This is a genomic window from Phenylobacterium sp. (assembly GCF_025934275.1).
GTDB lineage: Bacteria > Pseudomonadota > Alphaproteobacteria > Caulobacterales > Caulobacteraceae > Phenylobacterium.
The window spans coordinates 1-23,753 of the sequence record NZ_JAICYI010000058.1; the positions used below are offsets into that span (position 1 = coordinate 1).

Here is a 23,753-nt window from a genome sequence, read left to right on the forward strand (position 1 = left end):
AGCGGTTCGACAGGGTGGCGGCCGCGACGATGGCGCTGTCGGAGATGCGCACCCCGTGGTGCACCTCGTACTTTTCCTTCAGGCCGCGCAGGATCGAGACGGTGTCCTCCACGGTGGGTTCGGACACGAACACCGGCTGGAAGCGGCGGGCGAGCGCGGCGTCCTTCTCCACGTTCTTGCGGTACTCATCGAGGGTGGTCGCGCCCACGCAGTGCAACTCGCCGCGGGCCAGCGCCGGCTTCAGCAGGTTGGAGGCGTCCATCGCCCCTTCCGACTTCCCGGCGCCAACCAGGGTGTGCATCTCGTCGATGAACAGGATGATCGAGCCCTCGGCGGCCGTGACCTCGTTCAGCACCGCCTTCAGCCGCTCCTCGAACTCGCCGCGGTACTTCGCGCCGGCGATCAGCGCGCCCATGTCGAGCGCGAGCAGCTTCTTGTCCTTCAGGCCCTCAGGCACGTCGCCGTTGACGATGCGCAGCGCCAGACCCTCGACGATGGCGGTCTTGCCGACGCCGGGCTCGCCGATCAGCACGGGATTGTTCTTGGTGCGCCGCGAGAGCACCTGGATGGTGCGGCGGATCTCCTCGTCGCGGCCGATGACGGGGTCGAGCTTGCCGTCGCGGGCGGCCTGGGTGAGGTCGCGCGCGTAGCGCTTCAGCGCGTCATAGCCTTCCTCGGCCGAGGCGGAATCGGCGGTCTTGCCCTTGCGCACCCCCTGGGCGGCCTCCTCGAGGCCCTTGGGCGTGGCGCCGGCCGACTTCAGCGCCGCGGCCGCCTCGGCGCCCTCCTTGGCGATGGCGATCAGCAGCCGCTCGGTGGTGACGAAGGCGTCGCCCGCCTTCTTGGCGCCCGCTTCCGCATCGGCGAACACCCGCGCGGTCTCGGGCTTCAGGTAGAGCTGGCCGGAGCCGCCCTCGACCTTCGGCAGCTTGGCGATCGCGGCCTCGACCGCCTGGTCGGCCTGGTCGGGCCGGCCGCCGGCGCTCTGGATCAGCGCGCGGGCGAGCCCGTCCTTCTCCTCCAGCAGCACCTTCAGCAGATGCTCCGGCGCGAGCTGCTGGTTGCGCCGCGCGAGCGCCAGGCTCTGCGCCGACGAGATCGCCTGCTTGGCGCGGTCGGAATAGATGTCGATGTTCATCAAGTCCCCTCGATAGGCGGATGTGCGAGGGTCGCCTTGACGAAGCGCAACCCCAGCCCTGCCAGAGATAGTGTGGCAATTGGGCCACACAAGCCCGAGAGGGACTTCAATTCGGCGCGTTGTTCTTCTCCACGATGGCCATGGTGGCCTGCAGCATCTGCAGCCGCGTGGCACCGCGCGAGAGCCAGTGGCGGCGTGTGAGCTCAGGTCAGTTGAGCTCGGATTTGGCCGGGGGCCTGGGCGGCAGCGGGGCCACGGGGACGCCGTCCTCCATCAGCGCCCGCACCTCCGTTGGGCTCGCCTGGCCATAGATGCCGCGCGCTTCCGAGCGGCCCTCGTGGATGGCGCGGGCTTCGGATGCGAAGGCGTCGCCGACGTCGTCGAAGGTCTCCTCCACGTGGGCGCGGAGCCGGCCAAGGGCCTCCATCATCATCTGCGTCTTCGCGGGCGTCTCGCCGGGCAGCGTCTTCTTCGTGCCGGCGACGGCGGGCGCCATGATCTGCTTGCTGACCGCCCTGGAGGCGCAGAGCGGGCATTCGAGCAGGTTCTGAGCCTGCTGGACGTCGAAGTCGTCGGAGGAGCCGAACCAGCCCTCGAACGCGTGGCCGTGCTCGCAGGCCAGGGCGTAGCGGATCATCGCGGCGCGTCCGGCCCGGCGAACGCCCGGGCGTTGGCGAGCGCCGGGATGGCGCGGCGCGCCTTGCCGGCGGCGGCGGGATCGATCTCGACAACCAGCACGCCGGGCTCGTCGTGGTCGAGCTTGCCGAGCACCTCGCCCCAGGGCCCGACGGCCAGCGAGCGGCCCCAGGTGCCGCGCCCGTCCTCGTGGAAGCCGCCCTGGGCGGGGGCGATCACGAAGGCGCCGGTCTCGATGGCGCGGGCCCGCATCAGGATCTCCCAGTGCGCTTCGCCGGTGGGGCGGGTGAAAGCGGCGGGGATGGTCATGATCTCGGCGCCGGCCAGGGCCAGGGACCGGTAGAGCGCCGGGAAGCGCAGGTCGTAGCAGATGGTGAGCCCCAGCCGGGCGCCCGGGATGTCGGCGATGACCGCACGGTCACCGGGCTCGTAGCTCTCGGACTCGCGCGCCGTCTCGCCGGTCGGCAGGTCCACGTCGAACATGTGCAGCTTGTCGTAGCTGGCGGTGATCTCGCCTGCGGGGTCGACGAGCAGGGCGCGGTTGGCGCACTTGCCGTCCTCGCGCCGGACCAGCGCCGAGCCGATCAGGATCCAGACGCCGAGCTCGCCGGCGAGGTCGCGCATGCCGCGCACGAACGGATCCTCGTCGGTGCTCCGCAGCGTCGCGAACAGCTTCCCGCGGTTCTTCTGCAGGAGGTTCGAACCCTCCGGCGTGGCGATGAGCCCGGCGCCCTGAGCCGCCGCCTCACGGACCAGCGGCAGGACGTGCGCGAGCGCCGCCTCCTGGCTGGCGGGCGTGCGGGTCTGGATCAGGCCGACCTTCATGGGTGAGGATATAGCTCTCCATCCCCATGATGGGGAGGGACCTCAGGCCGCGGTCTGCAGCAGAGGGTCGAGCTTGCCGGCGCGCTCCAGGGCCATCATGTCGTCGCAGCCGCCGATGTGATGCTCGCCGATGAAGATCTGCGGGAAGGTGGCGCGTCCGGAGCGGCGGATCATCTCCTGGCGAAGTTGCGGATCGAAAGCCGCTTCGATCTCGGTGAAGTCCACGCCCTTGCCCTCCAGCAGCGAGATCGCGCGCACGCAATAAGGGCAGTAGGGCTTGGTATAGATCGTGACGTGGCTCATGGCGCCCTGACGAAGACCTGTCGCTCAGCCTTCATATAGTGAGTCCGCCCATCTCTTTAACACGTGCGACCACTGCGACATCCACGCGCGTAGCGCCGGCCTTCTGCAGGGCGCGCGCACAGCCCTCCGCCGTCGCCCCGGTGGTCATCACGTCGTCGATCAGCACCAGGCGGCGGCCCGCCACCTGGGCGGCGCGAGCGGCCGGGACTCCGAAGGCGGCGGCGACGTTGCGGCGACGCCCCGCCCCGGACTTCCCGGCCTGGGTTTCGGTGGCGCGGCGGCGGACGAGCGCATCGGGCAGGTAGGGGACGCCGGTGAGGGCGGCCAGGGGACGTGCGATCTCGGCGGCCTGGTTGTACCGGCGACGGAACAACCGGCCGCGGTGCAGCGGCACTGGGACCAGGCCGTCGGCCTCGGCGATCAGCTCGCGCGCGGCCCGCGAGATCCAGCGGGCCATGAGCGGCGCGAGGTCGAGCCGGTCGGCGTGCTTCAGCTTCAGGATCGGATCGCGCGAGGCCTCGTCGTAGAGGCAGGCGGCGCGGGCCGACTGGAAGGCGCGCGGTCGGGCCATGCACCCGCCGCACCGGGCGCCCGGCCCCTGGTCGTACTCGAACGGCTGGCCGCAGCCGTCGCAGACCGGCCCGTCCAGGAAGTGGATGCGCGCCCAGGTCTCGGGCGCGAGGCCGCCGGCCAGAGTGGGCGCGCCGTCCAGCGACTGCGGCGGGAAGACCAGGTCGAGGCCGGTGCGCCACAGGGCACGGACGCGGGGGCCCGGTTTCAAAAGCCCCGCCAAGAGCCCATCTTCCGCGCTCAATGTCCGCCCCGCCCCGCCTGTTCGACCGAACCCTGCACCGCAAGCGCCTGGACCGCGCCGCGGCGGGGTTCGGGCAAGCCGATTTCCTGCACCGCCGCGCCGCGCTGGACCTGGCCGAGCGGCTGGAGGCGATCATGCGGGAGTTCCCGCTTGCGGTCGAGCTTTCCAGCCGCGCCGGCGCGTTCCGGCAGGCGCTGGCGCAGAGCGATGCAGGCGCCAGGATCGGAACCCTGATCGAGTCGGACGCCTCGCCGGCGATGCTCGCCGGCCGCGGCGGCGTGCGGGTGGTTCTGGACGAGGAGCGGCTGCCGTTCGCCGAGGCGAGCCTCGACCTGGTGGTCTCGACCCTCGGGCTGCACTGGACCAACGACGTGGTCGGGGCGCTGATCCAGGCGCGCCGGGCGCTGAAGCCGGACGGCCTGTTCCTGGGCGCCTTCCTCGGGGGGACGACGCTCACCGAGCTTCGCCAGTCGCTGATGGCCGCCGAAGCCGAGCTGCTGGACGGCGCGGGGGCGCGCGTCTCGCCGTTCGCCGACACGGCGGATGCGGCCTCGCTGCTGCAACGAGCCGGATTCGCCTTGCCGGTCGCCGACGTGGACCGGGTCAGGGTGAGTTACGAGCATCCGCTGCGGCTGCTGGCCGACCTGCGCCAGATGGGCGAGACCAATGCGCTCGCCGAGCGGCATCCGCGCGCCATGACCCGATCGCTGATCGGGCGCGCCTGCGAGATCTACCAGCAGCGGTTCACGGGCCCCGACGGGCGGGTGAGCGCGAGCTTCGAGATTCTGACGCTCACCGGCTGGGCGCCGCACGAGAGCCAGCAGCAGCCGCTGAAGCCCGGCGCGGCGAAGATGCGGCTCGCCGAGGCGCTGGGCGTGGTCGAGCACAAGCTGCCCCGCTAACCACGCCGGTTTCGGCTTCCTTAAGCCGGCCGCGCCCAGCCTGCGCGACAAGGCGCCACGGCGAAGCTTCGAAGCGAAGCTTCCTAAGGTGAAGCTCGAGGGACGCTCTCTCGGGGGCAAGCGTGACGTTCAGAGTTCTGGTGCGCGCCGGCGTGGCGATCGGCGCGATCGCGTTCCTCGCCGGCTGCGCGGAATCCCCGCGGCCGCAGTCTAGGGCCTACTCTTCGCCGGCCGCGCGGCCGGCGCCCTCCAACCTCACCGCGGAGGCCGGCGTCTTCGAAGCCTACATGCGCCGGGCGCGCGCGATCGACGACCAGTTCGCCGGCCCCGCCGAGGTCTCCCAGGCGCTGCAGGCGGGCGCGAGCCACGAGCCGCGGCAGCTGGAGCACGGCATGGTCGCCTATGCGGCGGTGGCGGCCCTGCAGGAGCCGCGCTTCGTGGCCGCGGTGAGGGCGAGCCGCAACCGCGCCGAGCTCGCCAGGCGTCTGGCGGCAGAGCCCGGCCTGGCGCTGTCGCTGCCGGGCGGCGAAGCGGCGGCCGCGCGGGCCTCCGGCGCGCTGATCACCCAGGGCGAGGCGCTGCACGCGCAGGGGCTGAAGGTGAAGCGGGCGGCCTATTCCGTGCAGCGCCAGGCGTGGTCGAAGCGCAGCGTCAGCGATCCCAGGGGCCGTCTCGCGCGGGTGAAGCAGCTCTCGGCCGAGCCCTATCGCGCCGATGCGGCGGAAAGCGCCCGACTCTATTCGGCGATGGCCGAGAGCGGCCGCCGCTCGGGTCCGGCCGGCCCTGCGGTCGTGCGCGGCGTGGCGCTGGCCGCGCTCTCGGTGCTTGGCGAGGAGAGCCGCGGCCGCGCGCTGATGAGCGAGCCGCGGGCGGGCGAGTGCCTGCGACTCGCCAAGCTCAATCTCTACCAGTGCCTGGCGGCGGCCGGCCCGCAGTATGAGGACGTCTTCTGCCTGGGCCAGCACGCGATGGCCGACACCGGTCAGTGCGTGGTCGACGCCACCCGGCCCGGCCGCATGACCGTGCGGGCGAGCTATCGGCGCTGAGCGGCCGGAGCCGTCGGCGCACCCCTCAGCTGAGCCGCCGGCGTCGCCATGACGTCGTCGATGAAGCCCACGTAGTAGGCGGCCGCGCGCTCCAGGCCCGGCCGCGAGATGGTGGGCGGCGTGTCGCCCGAGGAGTGGTAGTAGACCTCGCTCGAGATCAGCTGGGCCGAAGGAAGGCCGGCGCGGATGTAGGCGCCGAGGTCGCCGGGCGCGCTGGCGGATGGAACGTAGCTGGTGACCACGCCGTAGCGCTGCGACGCCTTGCCCATCAGCTTCCAGACGAGCGGACTCGCGTTGGCGGCGCCGGCCTGCTTCACGCTCTCGACGGTCGAGGCCGCCCAGACGCCGGAGCCGTAGCGATCGGCCGCCGGATCGAGGCGCGGCGCCTGGGCGACGGCGATCTGCGCCAGGTGCTCCAGGTTCATCACCAGCACGGTGCGGGCGATGATCTCCGGGTGGGCCCTGATGAAGGCGGCCGCGCCATTGGCGGTGTGATGGCCGCCGCTGACCATGAACACGAGGGTGCGCTCGGGTCTGCGTCCGCGGTGCGCGTAGTAGCGGGCGAGGCCCAGCATGACGGCGAGGCCGTCGGCGTTGTCGTCGGCGCCGTCCCACCAGGCGTCCGCATGGGCGTTGACGATGACGACCTCCGGGCTGGCGCCGGCAAGGGTGGCGACGCCGTTCCAGGCGGTGAGCCCCGGCCGAAGCTCCGCGGCGAGATCGAGGCGGGCGGAGACGGCCCGCCCCGCCGCGGCGGCCTTGCCGACCACGCTCTCCAGGAACGCCCCGTCGTCGCCGCCGAGCAGGTAGCACGGGATCGCCTCGCAGCCGTAGCGGGGGTCGTAGTAGAGGAGGTTGCCGGGGCTCTCGACCGCGTTGATCACGCCGACCGCACCCCGCCGCTCCAGCTCGCGGGCGACGCCTTTCTCGCGCGAGGCGTAGAGGCTGTCGTCGGGCACGACGTTGACCACGGCGATCTTGCCGCGGACGTCGGCATGGGCGAGCTCGGCGGCCGAGCCTCGGCCGACGAAGATCAGGGGCGCGGTGACAGGCGCGGGCAGCGTCTTCGAGGCGCGGAGCGGGACCGCGGTCTGCAAAACGACGTCGACGCTGCCGGGCCCGAACGCCGGATCGCCGAACAGCCGCACCTGCGAGCGGGTGGGCCACCAGAGCGGCTGCTCGGAGACATAGGGCTCGGCGTGGGCGTCGGCGAGGCCCGCGGCCTTCAGTTGTGCGACCGCCCAGTCGACGGTGCGCTTCTCCCCCTCGGTCCCGCTGATCCGGCCATACAGAAGATCGCCGGCCGCCCGCCGCTCGAGCGAGAAGCCGACGATGGCGCCGACATCGGCCATCAGGTGCTCGGCGGCGAGCACGCCGCCGGCGTCGTCCTTCGGCCGCCCGGCAAAGGGCTCCGGGCCATAAGGGGCGGGCGCGATCCGGAAGGTGGGCCGGTCGGGCGGACTTGCCGCCGGCGGGAGCGGGACGCCGAACCAGGCGCCGCCGGTCTGCGCCGCCGCCGGCGTTGCGAGCGCCAGCAGCGCGGCCAGGATGGTGAGCTTGCGGATCATGGCCCCTCGCTTTCTTCCAATTCCTATTCCGTCATGGCTGGGCTTGTCTTGAGTGCTGAGGAGTCACTCCCCGATCAGGTGCAGGACGATCTCGCGGCGGTGCGGGCGGCCGCGGTGCTCGAACAGCCAGATCCCCTGCCAGGTCCCGAGCGCCAGCCGCCCGCCAACCAGCGGGATGCAGAGCTGGGTCTGGGTGAGCGCGGCGCGCAGGTGGGCCGGCATGTCGTCGGGGCCCTCGTCCTGATGGCGGTAGGCGGCGCTCTCCGGCGCGAGGTGCGCGAAATAGTCCTCCAGGTCGCGGGCGACGTCGGGGTCGGCGTTCTCCTGGATGAGCAGCGAGGCCGAGGTGTGGCGGCAGAACAGGGTGAGCAAGCCCGTGGTCATCTGCTGCTCTGCGATCCAGCGCACGACCTCGCGGGTGATCTCGCGCAGGCCCGCGCCCGGCGTGTCCAAGGCCATGGTGTGGGCCGCCTGGCGCATCAGATCAGGTCCCTCAGCCAGGCGACCAGCGGGGCGTCGGCGGGCGGCATGGGATAGTCGGTGAGCTTCGAAGGCTTCACCCAGGCGAGCGCGGCGTGGTGGCGGTTCTCGACGCGGCCCTCCCAGCGGCGGACCAGGTAGAGCGGCATGAGCAGGTGGAACGTCTCGTAGGCGTGGCTGGCGAACACGAAGGGCGCGAGGCAGGGGAGAGTGACGGCGATGCCCAGCTCTTCCTCGAGCTCGCGGATCAGACAGGCTTCCGGCGTCTCGGCCGCCTCAAGCTTGCCGCCCGGAAATTCCCACAGCCCCGCCATGGCCTTGCCCGGCGGCCGCTTGCAGATCAGCACCCGGCCGTCGACGTCGACGAGCGCCGCGGCGGCGACCAGGAGGAGGGGCTTGGGATTCGGCATCTGCCCGTTTCACCACGAAGACCGCATCGCCGCCGAGCGCCGGGCGGAGGCTAAGACCGGTAGTCCCCGTTGATCTCGACGTAGCGCTTGGTGAGATCGCAGGTCCACATCTCGGCCGAGCCGCGGCCGACGCCGACGTCGATGCCGACCTCCAGCTGCTTGTTCTTCATGTAGGCGCTCATCTTGACCTCGTCGTAGGTCGGCGCGACGAGGCCGTCCTGCGCGGCCCACAGCTCGCCGAACCTGACCGAGAGCTTGTCGCGGTCGATGGGTTCGTCCGCGCGGCCGACGGCCATGACGATGCGGCCCCAGTTGGCGTCCTCGCCGGCGAAGGCGGTCTTGACCAGCGGGCTCTCGCAGACGGTGCGGGCGATCTTGCGGGCCGAGGCGTGGCTCTCGGCGCCGCTCACCGTGACCTTGATGAACTTCGAGGCGCCCTCCCCGTCGCGGACGAGCTGCAAGGCGAGGTCGAGCAGCACGCCCTCCAACTTCTCGCGGAAATCGGCGAGCCGCCGGTCGCCGGCGCGGCCGATGCGCGGCGCGCCCGACTGGCCGGTGGCGAACAGCAGGAGCGTGTCGTTGGTCGAGCGGTCGCCGTCCACCGTCACCGCGTTGAAGGTGTTGCGCGCGTAGAGCGAGACCAGGATCTGCAACGCCGCCGGCGAGATCGCCGCATCGGTGACCACGAAGGCCAGCATGGTCGCCATGTCAGGCGCGATCATGCCCGAACCCTTGCAGATCCCGGCGATGCGGACCGTCTGGCCGTCGATCGTGGCCTCGGCGTAGGCGCCCTTCGGGAAGGTGTCGGTGGTCATGATGGCGCGCGCCGCGGCGAGCCAGCCGTCCGGCGCCATGCGGTGCTCGAGCTCGGGCAGGCGGTGGATGATCCGGGAGTCGTCCAGCAGCACGCCGATCACGCCGGTGGAGGCCACCATCACGTCGCGCTGGCGGCAGTCGAAGCGCTTGGCTGTCGCCGAGCAGACGCGGCGCACCGCATCGGCGCCCGGCTTGCCGGTGAAGGAGTTGGCGCAGCCGGCGTTGACCACCAACGCCCGGACCCCCTCCCCCTTGGTCGTCGCAAGGTGCCGCTTGCACCAGTCGACCGGCGCCGAGCCCACTCCGTGGCGGGTGAAGACGCCGGCGCAGCTCGCGCCCTCCGGGAAGATCATGACCACGAAGTCGTCGCGCTCGGGCTTGTAGAAGCCGGCGCGCCCGGCGGCCATTTCGACGCCGCCGACCGGGGCGATGCTCGGAAACGGAACCGCGAGCGGCGAGACCATGAGATCGGTGCGCTCGGCCTTGTTCGTCGGCGCCGCCGTCGTAGCCTGGGCGAACTGGCGGGCCTGCTTGTCGGCGCGCTTGAGCGCGGCGCGCTTGAGCGTGCTGGTCAGAGGATCGAACGCGCGCTCCAGCGCCTGGCCCACGACCTCCACCGGCTTGGCGGCGACTTCCAGCGCCTTGGCGGTCCTCGGCTTGCGGCTCATGACCGGCCCCCCGTCTGAGTTGTCCTGATGCCGCGGCGTCTTGCGCGCGTCGGCCGGCGGTATGGAAATCGCGCTGGCGCGCGCCCCGTCCCTAGCCATTTGCGCCACACGATGCAAAGGTTAGACGGAGCGCTCAGATCGACCCCGTCAGGGCCGCCGAAGAATTCTTGTGGAGGATCATTTCAAATGCGCGAAGCCGTCATTGTTTCTTACGCCCGGACGGGACTGGCCAAATCGGCCCGCGGCGGGTTCAACATGACCCCGGTCATGAGCATGGCCGCCCACGCCATCAAGCACGCGGTCGACCGCGCCGGCGTCGAGAAGGAGGCCGTCGAGGACGTCTTCCTTGGCAACGTGGCTCATCCAAACGGCGACCCCGCGCGCCAGGCGGCGCTGCTTGCGGGGCTGCCGGTGACCACCGCCGGCGTCACCATCAACCGCTTCTGCTCGTCGGGCCTCAACGCCATCGCCGCGGCGGCCAACTATGTGAAGAACGACGGCGCCGAGGTGGTCGTGGCCGGCGGCGTGGAGAGCATCAGCATGCCCCCCGGCCGCGGCTCGGCGGAGAACAACGACCCGACGCTGACCCAGATGTACCCGGCCTTCCACATGCCGATGATCGACACAGCCGACGTGGTGGCCGCGCGCTACAAGATCAGCCGCGAGTACCAGGACGAGTATTCGCTGGAGAGCCAGCGCCGGATGGCCGCCGCCCAGCAGGCCGGCAAGTTCCGCGACGAGATCGTCCCGATGAAGACCAAGATGAAGCAGGTCAACAAGGAGACGGGCGAGGAGAAGATCGTCGACTACGAGGTGAACCGCGACGAGTGCAACCGCCCCGACACGACGCTCGAGGGCCTGGCCAAGCTGCAGCCGGTGAAGGGCGAGGGCAAGTTCATCACCGCCGGCAACGCCTCGCAGCTCTCCGACGGCGCGGCCGCCGTGGTGATCATGGAGGCGAAGGAAGCCGAGCGGCGCGGCCTGGAGCCGATGGGCGTCTTCAAGGGCTGGGCGGTCGCCGGCTGCGAGCCCGACGAGATGGGCATCGGCCCGGTGTTCGCGGTGCCCAGGCTGCTGGAGCGCCACGGCCTGAAGGTGGATGACATCGAGCTCTGGGAGCTCAACGAGGCTTTCGCCTCGCAGTGCCTCTACTGCCGCGACACCCTGGGCGTCGATCCGGAGATCTACAACGTCAACGGCGGCTCGATCGCCATCGGCCACCCGTATGGCATGACCGGCGCGCGCCTTACCGGCCACATCCTGCAGGAAGGCAAGCGCCGCGGCGTGAAGAACGTCGTGGTCTCGATGTGCATCGGCACCGGCATGGGCGGCGCGGGATTGTTCGAGGTGCTGTGATCGATAACCGCTCATCCCGGCGAACGCCGGGATGAGCGGGAATGGGTCCGGGGGCCGCGTTGACACTGAAGGGGGCGCTGCTTAAGTCTCGCGCGCCTTCAAATGAGCGGATTTTTCGGGCCTGTGCGGCCTGCCGCCGCCCATCAGTCCGGACCTCTCCGCTTGACCATGTTCCAACGGTTCTTCGGCTCCTCCAACGACCGCAAGGTCCGCACCATGCTGGGCCGTGTCGGCCGGATCAACGACATGGAGCCGCAGATCCAGGCGCTCTCCAACGAGCAGCTGAGGGCCAAGACGGAAGAGTTCCGCGCGCGGTTCGCCAACGGCGAGACGCTCGACGACCTGCTGGAGGAGGCCTTCGCGGTCGTGCGCGAGGCCGCACGCCGGACGCTGGGCCAGCGGCACTACGACGTGCAGCTGGTGGGCGGCATGGTGTTGCATCAGGGCGGCATCGCCGAGATGCGGACCGGCGAGGGCAAGACCCTGGTGGCCACCGCGCCGGTCTATCTGAACGCGCTCGCCGGCAAGGGCGTGCACCTGATCACCGTCAACGACTACCTGGCGCAGCGCGACGCCGAATGGATGGGCCAGATCTACGGCTTCCTCGGCATGAGCGTCGGGGTGATCGTGCACGGCCTCTCGCAGGGGCAGCGGCAGGCCTCCTACAACGCCGACATCACCTACGGGACCAACAACGAGTTCGGCTTCGACTACCTGCGCGACAACCTGGTCTACGACGCCAGCGAGATGGTCCAGCGGGGCCACAATTTCGCGATCGTCGACGAGGTGGACTCGATCCTGATCGACGAGGCGCGCACGCCGCTGATCATCTCGGGGCCCACCGAGGACCGCTCGGAGTTCTACCGGACCATCGACGGGCTGGTGAGGGAGCTGATCAAGGACCCCACGACCTTTGAGCACGACGAGAAGCAGCGCCAAGTGATGCTGGCCGAAGAGGGCGCCGAGCAGATCGAGGAGATCCTGCTGGCCGGCGGGCATCTCGCCGAGGATTCCGCGGGCCTCTACGACGCCGCCAACGTCAGCGTGGTGCACCACGTCAACCAGGCGCTGAGGGCCAACGTGCTCTACCTGCGCGACCGGGACTACATCGTCCGCGCCGGCGAGGTGATCCTGATCGACGAGTTCACCGGTCGGATGATGCACGGCCGGCGGCTGTCGGAGGGCCTGCACCAGGCGATCGAGGCCAAGGAAGGGGTCGTCGTCCAGCCCGAGAACCAGACCCTGGCCTCGGTGACCATCCAGAACTACTTCCGCCTGTACTCCAAGCTCTCCGGCATGACCGGCACGGCGGCGACCGAGGCCCAGGAGTTCTTCGACATCTACAAGATGGATGTCGCCGAGATCCCGACCAACCGGCCGATCGCACGGATCGACGAAGACGACGAGGTCTATCGGACCGGGGCGGAGAAGAACCAGGCGATCATCGGCCAGATCGAAGACTGCTACCGGCGTGGACAGCCGATCCTGGTGGGCACGGTCTCGATCGAGAAATCCGAGCAGCTCTCCGAACTCCTGAAGGCGCACAAGTTCGAGCTGGACGGCAAGCGGCAGACCGGCATCCCGCACAACGTGCTGAACGCCCGCTACCACGAGCAGGAGGCGAAGATCGTCGCCGACGCCGGCGTGCCCGGCACGGTGACCATCGCCACCAACATGGCCGGCCGCGGCACCGACATCCAGCTGGGCGGCAACGTCGACATGCGCGTTCTGGACTGGCGCGAGGCGCAGCTCGCCGAGGGGATCGAGGTCACCCCGGAGATGTCGGCCAAGAAGCGGGCGGAGATCGAGGCCGAGATCGCCGGGGCCAAGGCCCAGGCGCTGGCCGCCGGCGGCCTGTTCGTGCTCGGCACCGAGCGCCACGAGAGCCGGCGGATCGACAACCAGCTGCGCGGCCGGACCGGCCGTCAGGGCGACCCCGGACGCTCGAAGTTCTATCTGTCGTGCGAGGACGACCTCCTGCGGATCTTCGCCGGCGAACGGCTGGACGCGATCATGCGCACCTTCGGCGTCCAGGAAGGCGAGGCGATCACCCACAAGTGGCTGAACTCGGCGATCGCCACGGCCCAGAAGAAGGTCGAGCAGCGCAACTACGAGATCCGCAAGAACCTGCTCAAGTACGACGACGTCGTGAACGATCAGCGCAAGGCGGTCTTCGAACAGCGTGCGGAGTTCATGAACGCCGCCGACGTCTCCGACGTGGTCGTGGAGATGCGTCGCGACACCATCAGCGATCTGGTCACCCTGCACCTGCCGCCGAAGGCCTACGCCGAGCAGTGGGACGTCGAGGGGCTGGATGAGCACCTGCGGGAAATCCTCGGCCTGGAGTTGCCGATCCGCGACTGGGCCGCCGAGGAAGGCATCGCGAACGAGGAGATCGAGGAGCGGGTGAACGCCGCCGCGGACGCCCGCGCCGCCGAGCGCGAGGCGCTGGTGGGCGAGCACATGCGGATGATCGAGAAGAGCTTCCTGCTGCAGATGATCGATCACGAGTGGCGCGAGCACCTGATGCACCTCGACCACCTGAGGAACGTCATCGGGCTGCGCGGCTATGGCCAGCGCGATCCGCTCAACGAGTACAAGACCGAAGCCTTCACCCTGTTCGAGAAGCTGCTGGTGGACCTGCGCCAGAGCGTGACCCGTTGGCTGATGACGGTGGAGTTCCAGTTCGAGCAGCCGCCGCCCCCGCCGGCCGGCCAGATGTTCGAGGTCCACATGAACCCGCTGACCGGCGAGAACGAGGTCGAGCGAGGGTTCCTGCCGGACAATGTGCCGAACGCGGAGCGCGCCGCCCTGCCGGTGAGCGCCCTGCCGACCGACTGGGAGCGGACCGGCCGCAACGCCCCCTGCCCCTGCGGCTCGGGCAAGAAGTTCAAGCACTGCCACGGCGCGCTGGTCTGAGCCGCTCGTCTGATCCGCCGAAAGCGGTTCGGCAACCGTCTTGAATTCAGGCCGTTTGGTAGGCTTCGCTGGCGGAGCTTCTCAAGATGCCGACGTATCGCGCCTATCGTGTGGACCGTAGTCGCCACATCCGCGGGGCCGCCTGGATTCAGGCGGATGACGACCAGAGCGCCCGCGCCGAAGCCGAGGAGCTCTGCCAGGAGGGCGCGCCGACCGTCGAACTGTGGCAGGGCGCCCGGTTGGTGGATGACATCGACTGTGACGAGAGCTCCGATCCGGTCTGACGCCGCCGAGTGAAAAGACTTACGTTGTAAGTACATCCTGTACGGTTTAGCTCTGGCGCCACTTTTGTCCGAGCGCCGAGGTCCGATGCCGCGCGTCCTGTCCGAGACCGATGTCGCCGAGTTCCGGGACCGGCTGTGCGAGGCGGCGGAACGGCTGTTCGCCGAGAAGGGGCCCGACGCGGTGACCATGCGCCAGCTGGCTGCCGAGCTCGGCGTCTCGCCGATGACGCCCTATCGCTACTTTCGCGACAAGGACGACATCCTGGCGGCTGTGCGGACCAACGGCTTCAACCGTTTCGCCGAGGCCCTGGAAAAAGCCCGCGCGCGGACCGGCAGCGCGCGGGCGAGAGGGGCGGCGGTGGGCCAGGCCTACATCGATTTCGCCTTGGGCCACCCGCACACCTACAAGCTGATGTTCGACCTCAACCAGCCGCGCGAGGCGGACTATCCGGACCTGGTGGCGGCCGCCAGGCGCGCACGCGAGACGATGAGCGCCTACGTGAAGGACCTGGTCGCAGACGGCGTGCTGGTGGGCGATCCGGAACAGGTGGGGATGATGTTCTGGGCCGCCGCCCACGGCGCGATCGTGCTCGAGCTTGCCGGGAAGCTGCCGCCGGGCGCTGCGCGCGGCCTGCAACAGGCGTTGACCGCCGCGCTCGCCAAGGGCCTGAGGCCGGGCTGAGCGACCGATTCTGCGGCCGAGCTTGACCGCCGCGGCGTCACACGTCGAGGGTCTCGTCCGAAGGAGCGTCCCATGCCCAAGCCCGAGCCGTTCGAGGTCCACTGGAAAAAGTCGAAAGTGCGCCGGGTGCTCGACCAGGTGCGCGATTATCCGTGGCCGCTCGCTCCGCAGGCGCCCGACGGCTGGGCCTATGGCTGTGACGCAAAGTATCTCCGGAGCCTCTGCGAGTACTGGACCGAGGACTACGACTGGCGCGCGGCGCAGGACGAGCTCAATCGGTATCCGCAGTTGATCGCCCGGGTGGAGGACTTCGACATCCACTTCGTCTATGTGGTGGGCGAAGCCGGCGGCCGGCGGCCGCTGATCATGACCCACGGCTGGCCGGGATCGCACTACGAGTTCTGGGGCGTGATCGAAAAGCTCGCGTTTCCCTCGCGCTCGGGCGGCCGGGCCTCCGACGCCTTCGACCTCGTCATCCCGACGCTTCCCGGGTTCGGCTACTCCTCCAAGCCGAAGCGGCCGGTCGGACAGCGCACGACGGCGCGGTTGTTCGACACGCTGATGACCGAGGTGCTGGGCTATTCGACCTACCTTGCCCAAGGCGGCGACTGGGGCGCGCTGGTCACCTCCTGGCTCGGCCACGACCATGGCGCACACGCCAAGGCGATCCACCTCAACATGATGGGTTTCCGGCCACAGGGCGGGCCGAAGTCGGAGGACGAGACCGCCTGGCTCCAGCGCCAGCAGGGTGCGATGGAGGTGATGGGCGCCTATTTCCGCCTGCAGGCCTCGAAGCCCCAATCCCTCGCCTGGCTCGCGGCCGGCAATCCCGTGGGCCAGGCGGCCTGGATCGCCGAGCGCTTCCACGACTGGTCGGATCTGCGAACCAAGCCGTTCGACGAGGCGCATCCGAAAGACCGGCTGCTCACCAACATCATGCTCTACGTGATGACCGACAGCTTCACGACCGGCGCCTGGTATTACAGGGGTCTGCTCGAGGAAGGCGGCGTCGCCTTCAAGGAGGGCGAGCGCTGCGAGACGCCGACCGCCTTCGCCAACTTCCCCGGCGAGCCGCTCTACACCGCCCCGCCGCGCAGCTACGCCGAGCGCGCCTACAACATCCAGCGCTGGACCGAGATGCCGCGCGGCGGCCACTTCGCGGCCATGGAGGAGCCCGAGCTGTTCGCCGACGACGTCAGGGCCTGGGCGACGGGCCTCTGAGGCCTCTCCGGGCTTGCCCTGAGCCGACGGCTCGCCGAAAAGCCTCGCCATGGCCCGCTACGACTTCGCCTCCGACAACACCGCCCCGGCGACGCCCGAAGCCATGGAGGCGGTGGTCGCCGCGAACCAGGGCTTCACCTCGGGGTACGGCACGGACCCGATCACTTCACGGGCCGCCGACCTGGTGCGCGAGCTGCTGGACGCCGACGCCGAGGTGCGGTTCGTGGCCTCCGGCACCGCCGCCAACGCCCTCTCGCTGGCCGCGCTCTGCCGGCCCTTCGAGGCGGTGCTGGCGCACGAGCACGCCCACGTCTGCACCGACGAGACCGGCGCGCCGGGGTTCTTCGGCCAGGGCCTGGGGCTGATCCGGCTGCCCGGGGCGTCGGGCAAGATGGACCCGGCGGCGCTCGTCGAGCCGCTGGCGGCGCCGGACGTCTCCTATCGCCAGCCGCCAGCCGCCCTGTCGCTGACCAACGCCACCGAGTACGGCACGGTCTATTCCGCGGCCGAGCTCAGGACGCTGATCGCGCCGGCCAAGGCCAAGGGGTACGGCGTGCACCTGGACGGCGCGCGGCTCGCCAACGCCGCGGCCGCAGGGTTCGACCTGAAGGCGATCAAGGGCCTGGGCGTGGACCTCCTGGTGGTCGGCGGCACCAAGGCCGGCATGCCGCCTTCCGAGGCGGTGGTGATCTTCGATCGGGCGATCGCCCGTCGGTTCGACGCGAGGCTGAAGCAGGCGGGCCAACTGCCCTCGAAGGGCCGGTTCTACGCCGCGCCGTTCATCGGCATGCTGCAGGACGGGGCGCTGTTGCGCCATGCGGCTCACGCCAACGCCATGGCCAAGAAGCTGGCGGCGCTGACGCCGTTCCCGGCCCGCCACCCGGTCGAGGCGAACGGCCTGTTCGTCGAGATGGATGAGCCCACGCTGAAACGGCTGCACGACAGCGGCTGGTTCGCCTATCGCTTCCTCGACGGCACGGTGCGCTTCATGTGCTCCTGGGCGACCACCGCCGAAAGCGTCGAGGCGCTGGGCGAGGCGCTCAAATCCATTGCCTAACGGTGCTATACGAAGGGGTTCGACTTTGCGCGCCTCCGCGGACCTGTGGCAGCAAAAGCGCACCTAGCTCGAAATTCGAGGGCAAATCCGCCCGCCGGTCGGCGATTGAGGCGCGATCGTGTTGCGACCTTGACGATAGCATGACAGCGTGACGCCCTCGTCAGGATGCGCAGCCGCGAGCTGGGGGACTGGTCTCATCAGAGCTGTGCGCCGACGGGCCGCGCCGAGGCATCGGCGCGCGCAAACAAAACAGGCTTGGGGACCTCTAAAATGAAGATCATGACCAGGGCCATGCTGCGCCCGGCGCTTCTCGCGTCGGCCGCCATCGCCAGCTTGGCTGCGCCGCACCTCGCCTACGCACAGCAGGCGGCGGCCAATCCGGCGCCGGGCGGCGTCGACGTCTCGGAAATCGTGGTCACCGGCTCGCGCATCCCACGTCCCGACCTGACATCCGACAAGCCTGTGGCGATGGTGACCAGCCAGTACCTGCAGGACAAAGGCATCACCAACATCGCCAACGCGGTGAACGACCTGCCGGCGGTCCAAGGCAGCATCACGCCGGCCGGCGCTCAGGGCTCCTTCGGCACGGGCCGCAACTTCATCGACCTGTTCAATCTCGGCTCCCAGCGCACGCTCACCCTGGTCAATGGCCGCCGCTTCGTTTCCTCCCAAGCCGCTTCGCTGTTCAGCGGCTCGAGTCCCGGCAACCAGGTCGACCTCAACGAGCTGCCGACCGCGTTCCTCGATCGCGTGGAGGAGGTGCCGGCCACCGGCGCCGCGGTGTATGGCTCCGACGCCATCGCCGGGGTCGTGAACCTGATCTACAAGGAGAAGTTCGAAGGCATCCTGCTCGACGCGCAGTATGGCGCATCCTCGCGTCACGACTATCCGAGCAGCCACATCACAGCGGCTGTGGGTCACGATTTCCTGGACGGCCGGCTGAACCTGGCGCTCGATTTCGAGCTCGACAGGACCGGCTCGCTGAACCAGACGCAGCGGCCGGAAACCGCCGCGCAATTCAGCTTTGCCGCCAACCCTCTCAACAAGACCTCGAGCGACGGAATCCCGGCCTCCATCCTCATCAGAGACCGTCGGGTGCCCGAGGTGACCGAGGGCGGCGTCGCGTTCATCAAGAACACCTTCACCCTGGGCTCGCTGGTGACGGTGCCGGATCCCAACAACCCGGGCCAGCGCGTGCCCGCCCAGTTCGCGCCTGACGGCACGCTGGTGCCCTACAATACGGGGACCTTCTTCCAGCCCTCGATCGCCTCTGGCGGCCAGGGCCTGAACCTCGCGCCGCTGACCTCGCTCGAGACGCCGGTGCACCGCAAGCTCGGCCAGTTCATCGCCCGCTACGAGATCACGCCGCACATCCGGCTGCACGCGACGGTGTTCTACTCGGACGACAAATCGACGGCGCCGGTAAACCAGCCGATCTTCCAGTCGGCGCTGTTCGGCGGCACGTCAGGCAACCTGCCGATCAGCATCGACAATCCGTTCCTGACCGCCCAGGCGCGTCAGAACATCGTCGCCTCGCTGCCCACCGGGACCACGACCTTCTTCCTGGCCCGGGCTTCGACCGACATCGTCGGCCTGTCGTCGGTGGTTTCCGAGACCAAGGCCTATGACGCCTCGGCGACGCTCGAGGGCGATTTCAACACCCTCGACCGGGACTTCACCTGGAACATCACCGCCAGCCACGGCCAGACCAAGGCGTTCTTCATCAGCCCGGGGATCAACCAGGCGAACTTCGCGCTCGCCGTGGACGCGGTGACCAATCCGGCCAATGGACAGATCGTCTGCCGCTCGACGCTGACCAACCCGACCAACGGCTGCCAGCCGCTCGACCTGTTCGGCAAGGGCGCGCCCAGCGCGGCGGCGCTGAAGTTCATCGATGCCCAGTTCCGCAGCGACGACAAGGACACGCAGTCCGACATCGAAGCCAACCTCACCGGCACGATCTGGAAGCTGCCCGCGGGCAACTGGGGCTTCAACGTGGGCTACGAGCACCGCAAGGAGGAGGCGACGTTCACGCCGAACGACAACGCGCGGCTCGGCGTCGGCCGCTCGGTGCCGATCTCGGCCGCGGCCGGCTCCTACAACACCAACGAGTACTATGTCGAAAGCCTGCTGCCGGTCTTCGGCGGGGATTTCAGCCCGCTATGGGCCGGCCAGAAGCTGGAGTTCGAAGGCGCCTACCGGAAGGTGGACAACTCGCTGGCCGGCAAGAATGAAGCCTGGTCGTATGGCGGCCGCTATTCGCCGATCGAGGACATCACCTTCCGGGCGAGCCGCTCCGAGACCTTCCGCGCGCCGGCGATCACCGAGTTGTTCCTGCCGCCCGCGACGGCGTTCAGCTTGGCGACCGACCCCTGCGACGCAGCCAACATCAACGCCGGCCCCAACCCGGCCACGCGGGCGGCAAACTGCGCGGCTGACTTCGCCAAGCTCGGCGCGACGCTCACCGGCTTCAAGTCCACCATCCAGGTGGCCTCGCAGCCGATCACCACCAGCGGCAATCCGAACCTCAAGAACGAGGAGGGCAAGTCCTGGACCTACGGCATCGTGATCCAGCCGCGTTTCGCGCCGGGCCTGGCGCTTGCCTGGGACTACGTCCACATCGACATCACGAACGCGATCGTGAACTTCAACGCCACGGCGATCCTGTCGACCTGTTTCGACTCGCCCAGCCACCCGGCCGACGTCTGCAGCCGCTTCGTCCGTGACGCCACCGGCCAGATCACCACCGTCAACGCGGGCTTCGTGAACGCAGGCTTCACCAACTTCGCGGGCGACACCTACGAGGTCTCCTACACCCGCGACCTGAACGATCTGCCGTTCGTGCATATGGACCGGCCGCTCGGGAACCTAGGCATCGATTGGAATGTGTTCCACACGCGGCGGCAGAAGACCTCGGTCTCCGGTACAGGCTTCGACCTGAGCGACACCGAAGGGACGATCGGCAACGCCCGGTGGAAGTACCTGCTTCACGTGCGCTACACCTACGACAACCTGCGGGTCACCTGGACCACCCACTTCATCCAGCACTCGCTGTTCGACCGCACCTTCACGATCGAGAACCGCGACATCCTGCAGGTCGGCGACTACTACACCCACGACCTGACGATGCAGTACAAGTTCCCGCACGAACTAACTGTACGGGCGGGCGTGGACAACATCCTGGACAAGCAGCCGCCCTTCCCGACCGTCGGGATCGGCACCTATGACCAGGTGGGTCGCTACTTCTTCGTCGGCGTCAACTGGCGCCGCTGACGGGGGCATCCGCAGCGGACCTCGTCCGCTGCGGGCACGGGGGGAGCAAGGCGAAGGGCCGCCGGCGAGACCGGCGGCCCTTGGTCTTGGGCGCTCGACGGGGCGCCGCTTCAGGCGGGCGTCAGGCTCGCGACTTTGCGGGCGTTCTTCTCGATGACGCTCTCGGCCTGGCGCATGATGTTCTTCACCAGCTCCGCGCAGCTCGGGATGTCGTGGATCAGGCCCTGGCTCTGACCGACGGTCCAGATGCCGCCGTCCGTGTCGCCGGCGCCCATCACATTGGTGCGGCCGCGCACGCCGGCCACCAGATGGCGGACATCGTCGATGGTCTTGGTCGGGTCCTGCTGGATCCGGACCACCTCCTCGGAGACGGCGTTGCGCGCCACGCGGCTGGTGTTGCGCAGGGTCCGGTTGGTGAGCAGGGTGTCGCGTTCGGTGTTCTCGACGATCTTGCGCTTCACGTTCTCATGGATCGCGCACTCCTTGGTGGCCATGAAGCGGGTGCCCATGTTGACGCCGTCGGCGCCCAGCATCAGGGCCGCCGCGACGCTGCGGCCGTCGGCCATGCCGCCCGAGGCGATCACCGGCACGTCCACGGCGTCCACCGTGGCCGGCAGCAGCACGATGAGGCCGACGTCGTCCTCGCCGGGGTGGCCGGCGCACTCGAAGCCGTCGATGGAGACGACGTCGACGCCGTGCTTCACGGCCGAGACCGAGTGGCGGACCGAGGTGCACTTGTGGATCACCTTGACGCCGTTGGCCTTGAAGTCGGGCAGGTGGTCGGTGGGCGCGCGGCCGGCCGTCTCGACGATCTTGATGCCGCTCTCGATGATCGCGCGACGGTATTCGTCGTAGGGAATCGGGTTCAGCGACGGCAGCAGGGTCAGGTTGACCCCGAACGGCTTGTCGGTGAGGTCGCGGCAGCGCTGGATCTCCTTCTCCAGCTCCTCCGCCGATTGCGAGTGGTGCGCGGTGATGAAGCCGAGCGCGCCGGCGTTGGCCACCGCGGCGACCAGCGGCGCGTAGCCGACGCCGGTCATGCCGCCCATGACGACCGGGGTCTCGACGCCGAACATCTCGGTGATGCGGGTCCTTATCATCAGCTCTGTCTCCTCCGAGGCGCGCTCACACCGGCGAGGTCACGCCGCTGACGAACGGTTGTTTGAAGTCAGTTGAAACGGAGGACGCAACGTCAGGCAACCCGCGATTTACGACAAGCCCTCGCGGCCGATGGCGTAGAAGCGCTCCGCCCGCTGCTTGCGGAGCTCGTCCGGCGAGAGGCGATCGAGGGCGTTGAGCTCCTCCTCCACGGCGTCGGCCACGGCGGACATGGCGTCGGCGGGATCGGTGTGCGCGCCGCCGGGCGGCTCGGGGATGATCCGGTCGACGATCTTCATGGCGAGCAGGTCCTCGGCGGAGATCTTCATCGCCCGCGCCGCGTCCGCCGGGGTGCGCGAACCGCGCCAGATGATCGAATTGGCTCCTTCCGGGGTGATCACCGAATAGATCGCGTGCTCGAGGATCAGCACCCGGTTGGCTGCGGCGATGGCGATGGCGCCGCCGGAGCCGCCCTCGCCGGTGATCACCGCCACGTTGGGCACCCCCAGCATCAGGCACATCTCGGTCGAGCGGGCGATCGCCTCGGCGACGCCGCGCTCCTCCGAGGCGACGCCGGGATAGGCGCCGGCGATATCGACCAGGCTGATCACCGGCAGGTGGAAGCGCTCGGCGAGCTCCATCAGCCGCACCGCCTTGCGGTAGGCCTCCGGCCGCGCATAGCCGAAGTTGTGCTTCACGCGGGTGACGGTGTCGTGCCCCTTCTCGTTGCCGATCACCACGACGGGCCGGCCGCGAAGGCGGCCGAGGCCGCCGATCAGCGCCTGGTCATCGGCGAACTTGCGGTCGCCCTTCAGCTCGACGAAGGCCTCGATCAGCGCCGCGCAGTAATCGACGAAGTGCGGCCGGTCGGGGTGGCGGGCGACCTGGGTCTTCTGCCAGGCGTCGAGCTTGGAATAGGCTTCGCGACGCATGTCCTGGGCGCGGGCGCGCAGGGCCTCGATCTCGGCGTCGAAGGTCCCCGGGCTCGCCGTCTCGGAAAGTTTCGAGAGCTCCTCGATCTTGGCCTCGAGGTCGGCGATGGGACGCTCGAAATCGAGGTAGTGGACCGCCATCGAAACCGCCTGCACCGTTCGCGAAGCGGCGGACGTTAGGCGGGATGCCTTCGCCTCACAACCCCGGCGCGCGGCGCTTGGCTTCGCTTTTTGCAACTCTGGTACGGCCGGGGAGTTTCTAAGCCCGAGGTCGACTCCGGACCCGCCCGTCATGCCTGGGGGCCAGGACGGACGGGTTGGCGCGCCCTTTGAGATCTGCGCGGCCATGCCCCGACACCGCCAACCGCGCTCGAGGAGAATTGGAGCAAAGCAATGCACGCAACACTGAAGGTCGCGATGGCCTCTGCGCTGGCGCTCGCCGCGGCGGCCCCGGCCATGGCTCAGAGCTATCAGGACTACCCGCGCGACGAGGGCTACCAGTCGCAGCCGCCGCAGTATCAGCCCACGCCGCAATACCAGGAAGACCAGCAGCGCTATCAGGAACAGCAACGGGCCTATGAGGCGCGGCGGTCCGACTACGACGCGCACCGCGCCGACTACGCGGCCGCGCGTCGCGAATATGACCGCCGGCTGGCCGAGTACAACCGGGCCCGCGCCGACTACGACGCCCGCTACGGCTACGGCGCCTATGCGCGCATCTATGGCCCGGCTCCCGTGTGGGACGAGCGGGCTTACGGCTACGCGACCCCGGCCGCCCCCTACTATGGCGCAAACACCGCCTACGCCGGACCGGCGGTCCATTGCGACAACTCCGGCACGGTGACCGGCGGCGCCATCGGCGCCCTGGCCGGCGCGATCCTGGGCTCGCAGCTCTCCGCGCCCGGGCGGCACACCGAGAACTCGGTGCTGGGCGCCGTGGTCGGCGGCGGCGTCGGCGCGGCGGTGGGCCATGCCCACGATCGTTATAAGTGCGACCAGCGCGGGCCGTACTTCAGCTACAACGAGACCATCCCCTATCGGGAAAGCCGCGACTACCGCTCCAGCCGCTATGCAGACTACGAGCGGATGGGCTGCCGGCTTGCGCCCGCGCCCGTGGACTCCTACGGCCGCGACTACCGCTATGTGCGGGTGTGCCCCGACGCCGAAGGCCGCTACCGCATCGTCGGCTAGAGCGTTCGGCGCTCAAGCTGAGGCATAGCCATCGTGGCGGAAGTAGTTGGCGCATTCTTGTGGTGTGAAGGCGTCGAGCACTTGTCCGATGCGATCCCAGAGCCCGCCCACGGAGCGCTCGGCGGCCTTGCGCA

The 23,753-nt window shown here is 69.4% G+C and carries 21 protein-coding genes; 10 read left to right on the plus strand and 11 right to left on the minus strand.

What is annotated here, in order from left to right:
- The 5 genes from Q0W60_RS13985 to Q0W60_RS14005 all read right to left on the minus strand — a co-directional run.
- A partial coding sequence (locus Q0W60_RS13985; protein ID WP_297696620.1) for a Clp protease N-terminal domain-containing protein occupies positions 1-1,138 on the minus strand: 1,138 nt, incomplete at its 3' end.
- A gap of 208 nt (positions 1,139-1,346) precedes the next feature.
- The gene (locus Q0W60_RS13990; RefSeq protein WP_297696622.1) at positions 1,347-1,775 is read right to left on the minus strand and encodes a DUF1178 family protein; all 429 of its coding nucleotides are present in this window, start codon (positions 1,773-1,775) and stop codon (positions 1,347-1,349) included.
- Entirely contained in the window at positions 1,772-2,599 is an 828-nt protein-coding gene (locus Q0W60_RS13995; RefSeq protein ID WP_297696624.1) for a carbon-nitrogen hydrolase family protein, read from the minus strand. The genes Q0W60_RS13990 and Q0W60_RS13995 overlap by 4 nt, the downstream gene beginning before the upstream one ends.
- Positions 2,600-2,641: 42 nt before the next feature.
- Complete coding sequence (gene grxC / locus Q0W60_RS14000) at positions 2,642-2,902, minus strand: glutaredoxin 3 (RefSeq protein WP_297696626.1); 261 nt, start codon at positions 2,900-2,902, stop codon at positions 2,642-2,644.
- 31 nt (positions 2,903-2,933) lie between these two features.
- Complete coding sequence (locus Q0W60_RS14005; protein WP_297696628.1) at positions 2,934-3,695, minus strand: ComF family protein; 762 nt, start codon at positions 3,693-3,695, stop codon at positions 2,934-2,936.
- A 20-nt stretch (positions 3,696-3,715) separates the two neighbouring features.
- Between Q0W60_RS14005 and Q0W60_RS14010 the strand changes: the two genes are divergently transcribed.
- Both Q0W60_RS14010 and Q0W60_RS14015 read left to right on the plus strand, forming a co-directional pair.
- Positions 3,716-4,618, plus strand: a complete 903-nt coding sequence (locus Q0W60_RS14010; protein WP_297696630.1) for a methyltransferase domain-containing protein — start codon at positions 3,716-3,718, stop codon at positions 4,616-4,618.
- Between the two features lie 122 nt (positions 4,619-4,740).
- On the plus strand, positions 4,741-5,664 hold the full coding sequence (locus Q0W60_RS14015) for a hypothetical protein (RefSeq protein WP_297696632.1): 924 nt from the start codon (positions 4,741-4,743) through the stop codon (positions 5,662-5,664).
- On the opposite strand, the gene Q0W60_RS14020 is transcribed toward Q0W60_RS14015, so the two are convergent.
- From Q0W60_RS14020 to argJ, 4 genes are all read right to left on the minus strand, one after another.
- Positions 5,652-7,232, minus strand: coding sequence for a M28 family peptidase (locus Q0W60_RS14020; protein ID WP_297696633.1), 1,581 nt, complete (start codon positions 7,230-7,232; stop codon positions 5,652-5,654). The two genes, Q0W60_RS14015 and Q0W60_RS14020, sit on opposite strands and share 13 nt — an antisense overlap.
- 63 nt (positions 7,233-7,295) lie before the next feature.
- Positions 7,296-7,712: a secondary thiamine-phosphate synthase enzyme YjbQ gene (locus tag Q0W60_RS14025; RefSeq protein WP_297696635.1), complete on the minus strand. Its 417-nt coding sequence runs from the start codon at positions 7,710-7,712 to the stop codon at positions 7,296-7,298.
- Positions 7,712-8,122: a (deoxy)nucleoside triphosphate pyrophosphohydrolase gene (locus Q0W60_RS14030; RefSeq protein WP_297696637.1), complete on the minus strand. Its 411-nt coding sequence runs from the start codon at positions 8,120-8,122 to the stop codon at positions 7,712-7,714. The genes Q0W60_RS14025 and Q0W60_RS14030 overlap by 1 nt, the downstream gene beginning before the upstream one ends.
- 50 nt (positions 8,123-8,172) lie before the next feature.
- Complete coding sequence (gene argJ, locus Q0W60_RS14035) at positions 8,173-9,606, minus strand: bifunctional glutamate N-acetyltransferase/amino-acid acetyltransferase ArgJ (protein WP_297696639.1); 1,434 nt, start codon at positions 9,604-9,606, stop codon at positions 8,173-8,175.
- Between the two features lie 186 nt (positions 9,607-9,792).
- Between argJ and Q0W60_RS14040 the strand changes: the two genes are divergently transcribed.
- The 7 genes from Q0W60_RS14040 to Q0W60_RS14070 all read left to right on the plus strand — a co-directional run bounded on the left by Q0W60_RS14040 (position 9,793) and on the right by Q0W60_RS14070 (position 20,398).
- Positions 9,793-10,962 (plus strand): acetyl-CoA C-acyltransferase, encoded by a 1,170-nt coding sequence (locus tag Q0W60_RS14040; protein WP_297696641.1) that lies wholly within the window; start codon positions 9,793-9,795, stop codon positions 10,960-10,962.
- Positions 10,963-11,130: 168 nt separating this feature from the next.
- Positions 11,131-13,881: a preprotein translocase subunit SecA gene (secA, locus tag Q0W60_RS14045; protein ID WP_297696658.1), complete on the plus strand. Its 2,751-nt coding sequence runs from the start codon at positions 11,131-11,133 to the stop codon at positions 13,879-13,881.
- Between the two features lie 86 nt (positions 13,882-13,967).
- Positions 13,968-14,165: a hypothetical protein gene (locus Q0W60_RS14050; protein WP_297696643.1), complete on the plus strand. Its 198-nt coding sequence runs from the start codon at positions 13,968-13,970 to the stop codon at positions 14,163-14,165.
- 85 nt (positions 14,166-14,250) lie between these two features.
- Positions 14,251-14,847, plus strand: coding sequence for a TetR/AcrR family transcriptional regulator (locus tag Q0W60_RS14055; protein WP_297696646.1), 597 nt, complete (start codon positions 14,251-14,253; stop codon positions 14,845-14,847).
- A gap of 72 nt (positions 14,848-14,919) precedes the next feature.
- Positions 14,920-16,068 (plus strand): epoxide hydrolase family protein, encoded by a 1,149-nt coding sequence (locus Q0W60_RS14060; RefSeq protein WP_297696648.1) that lies wholly within the window; start codon positions 14,920-14,922, stop codon positions 16,066-16,068.
- Between the two features lie 49 nt (positions 16,069-16,117).
- Complete coding sequence (locus Q0W60_RS14065) at positions 16,118-17,125, plus strand: beta-eliminating lyase-related protein (protein ID WP_297696650.1); 1,008 nt, start codon at positions 16,118-16,120, stop codon at positions 17,123-17,125.
- A gap of 270 nt (positions 17,126-17,395) precedes the next feature.
- Positions 17,396-20,398, plus strand: a complete 3,003-nt coding sequence (locus Q0W60_RS14070) for a TonB-dependent receptor (RefSeq protein ID WP_297696652.1) — start codon at positions 17,396-17,398, stop codon at positions 20,396-20,398.
- A 110-nt stretch (positions 20,399-20,508) separates the two neighbouring features.
- Here the strand turns inward: Q0W60_RS14070 and Q0W60_RS14075 are convergent, their stop codons facing one another.
- Together Q0W60_RS14075 and Q0W60_RS14080 are read right to left on the minus strand one after the other, a co-directional pair.
- The gene (locus tag Q0W60_RS14075) at positions 20,509-21,501 is read right to left on the minus strand and encodes a nitronate monooxygenase family protein (RefSeq protein WP_297696660.1); all 993 of its coding nucleotides are present in this window, start codon (positions 21,499-21,501) and stop codon (positions 20,509-20,511) included.
- Between the two features lie 105 nt (positions 21,502-21,606).
- Positions 21,607-22,569 (minus strand): acetyl-CoA carboxylase carboxyltransferase subunit alpha, encoded by a 963-nt coding sequence (locus Q0W60_RS14080; protein ID WP_297696654.1) that lies wholly within the window; start codon positions 22,567-22,569, stop codon positions 21,607-21,609.
- A gap of 252 nt (positions 22,570-22,821) precedes the next feature.
- On the opposite strand from Q0W60_RS14080, the gene Q0W60_RS14085 reads away from it, so the two are divergent.
- Positions 22,822-23,619, plus strand: coding sequence for a YMGG-like glycine zipper-containing protein (locus tag Q0W60_RS14085; RefSeq protein ID WP_297696656.1), 798 nt, complete (start codon positions 22,822-22,824; stop codon positions 23,617-23,619).
- The last annotated feature ends 134 nt before the right edge of the window (positions 23,620-23,753 follow it).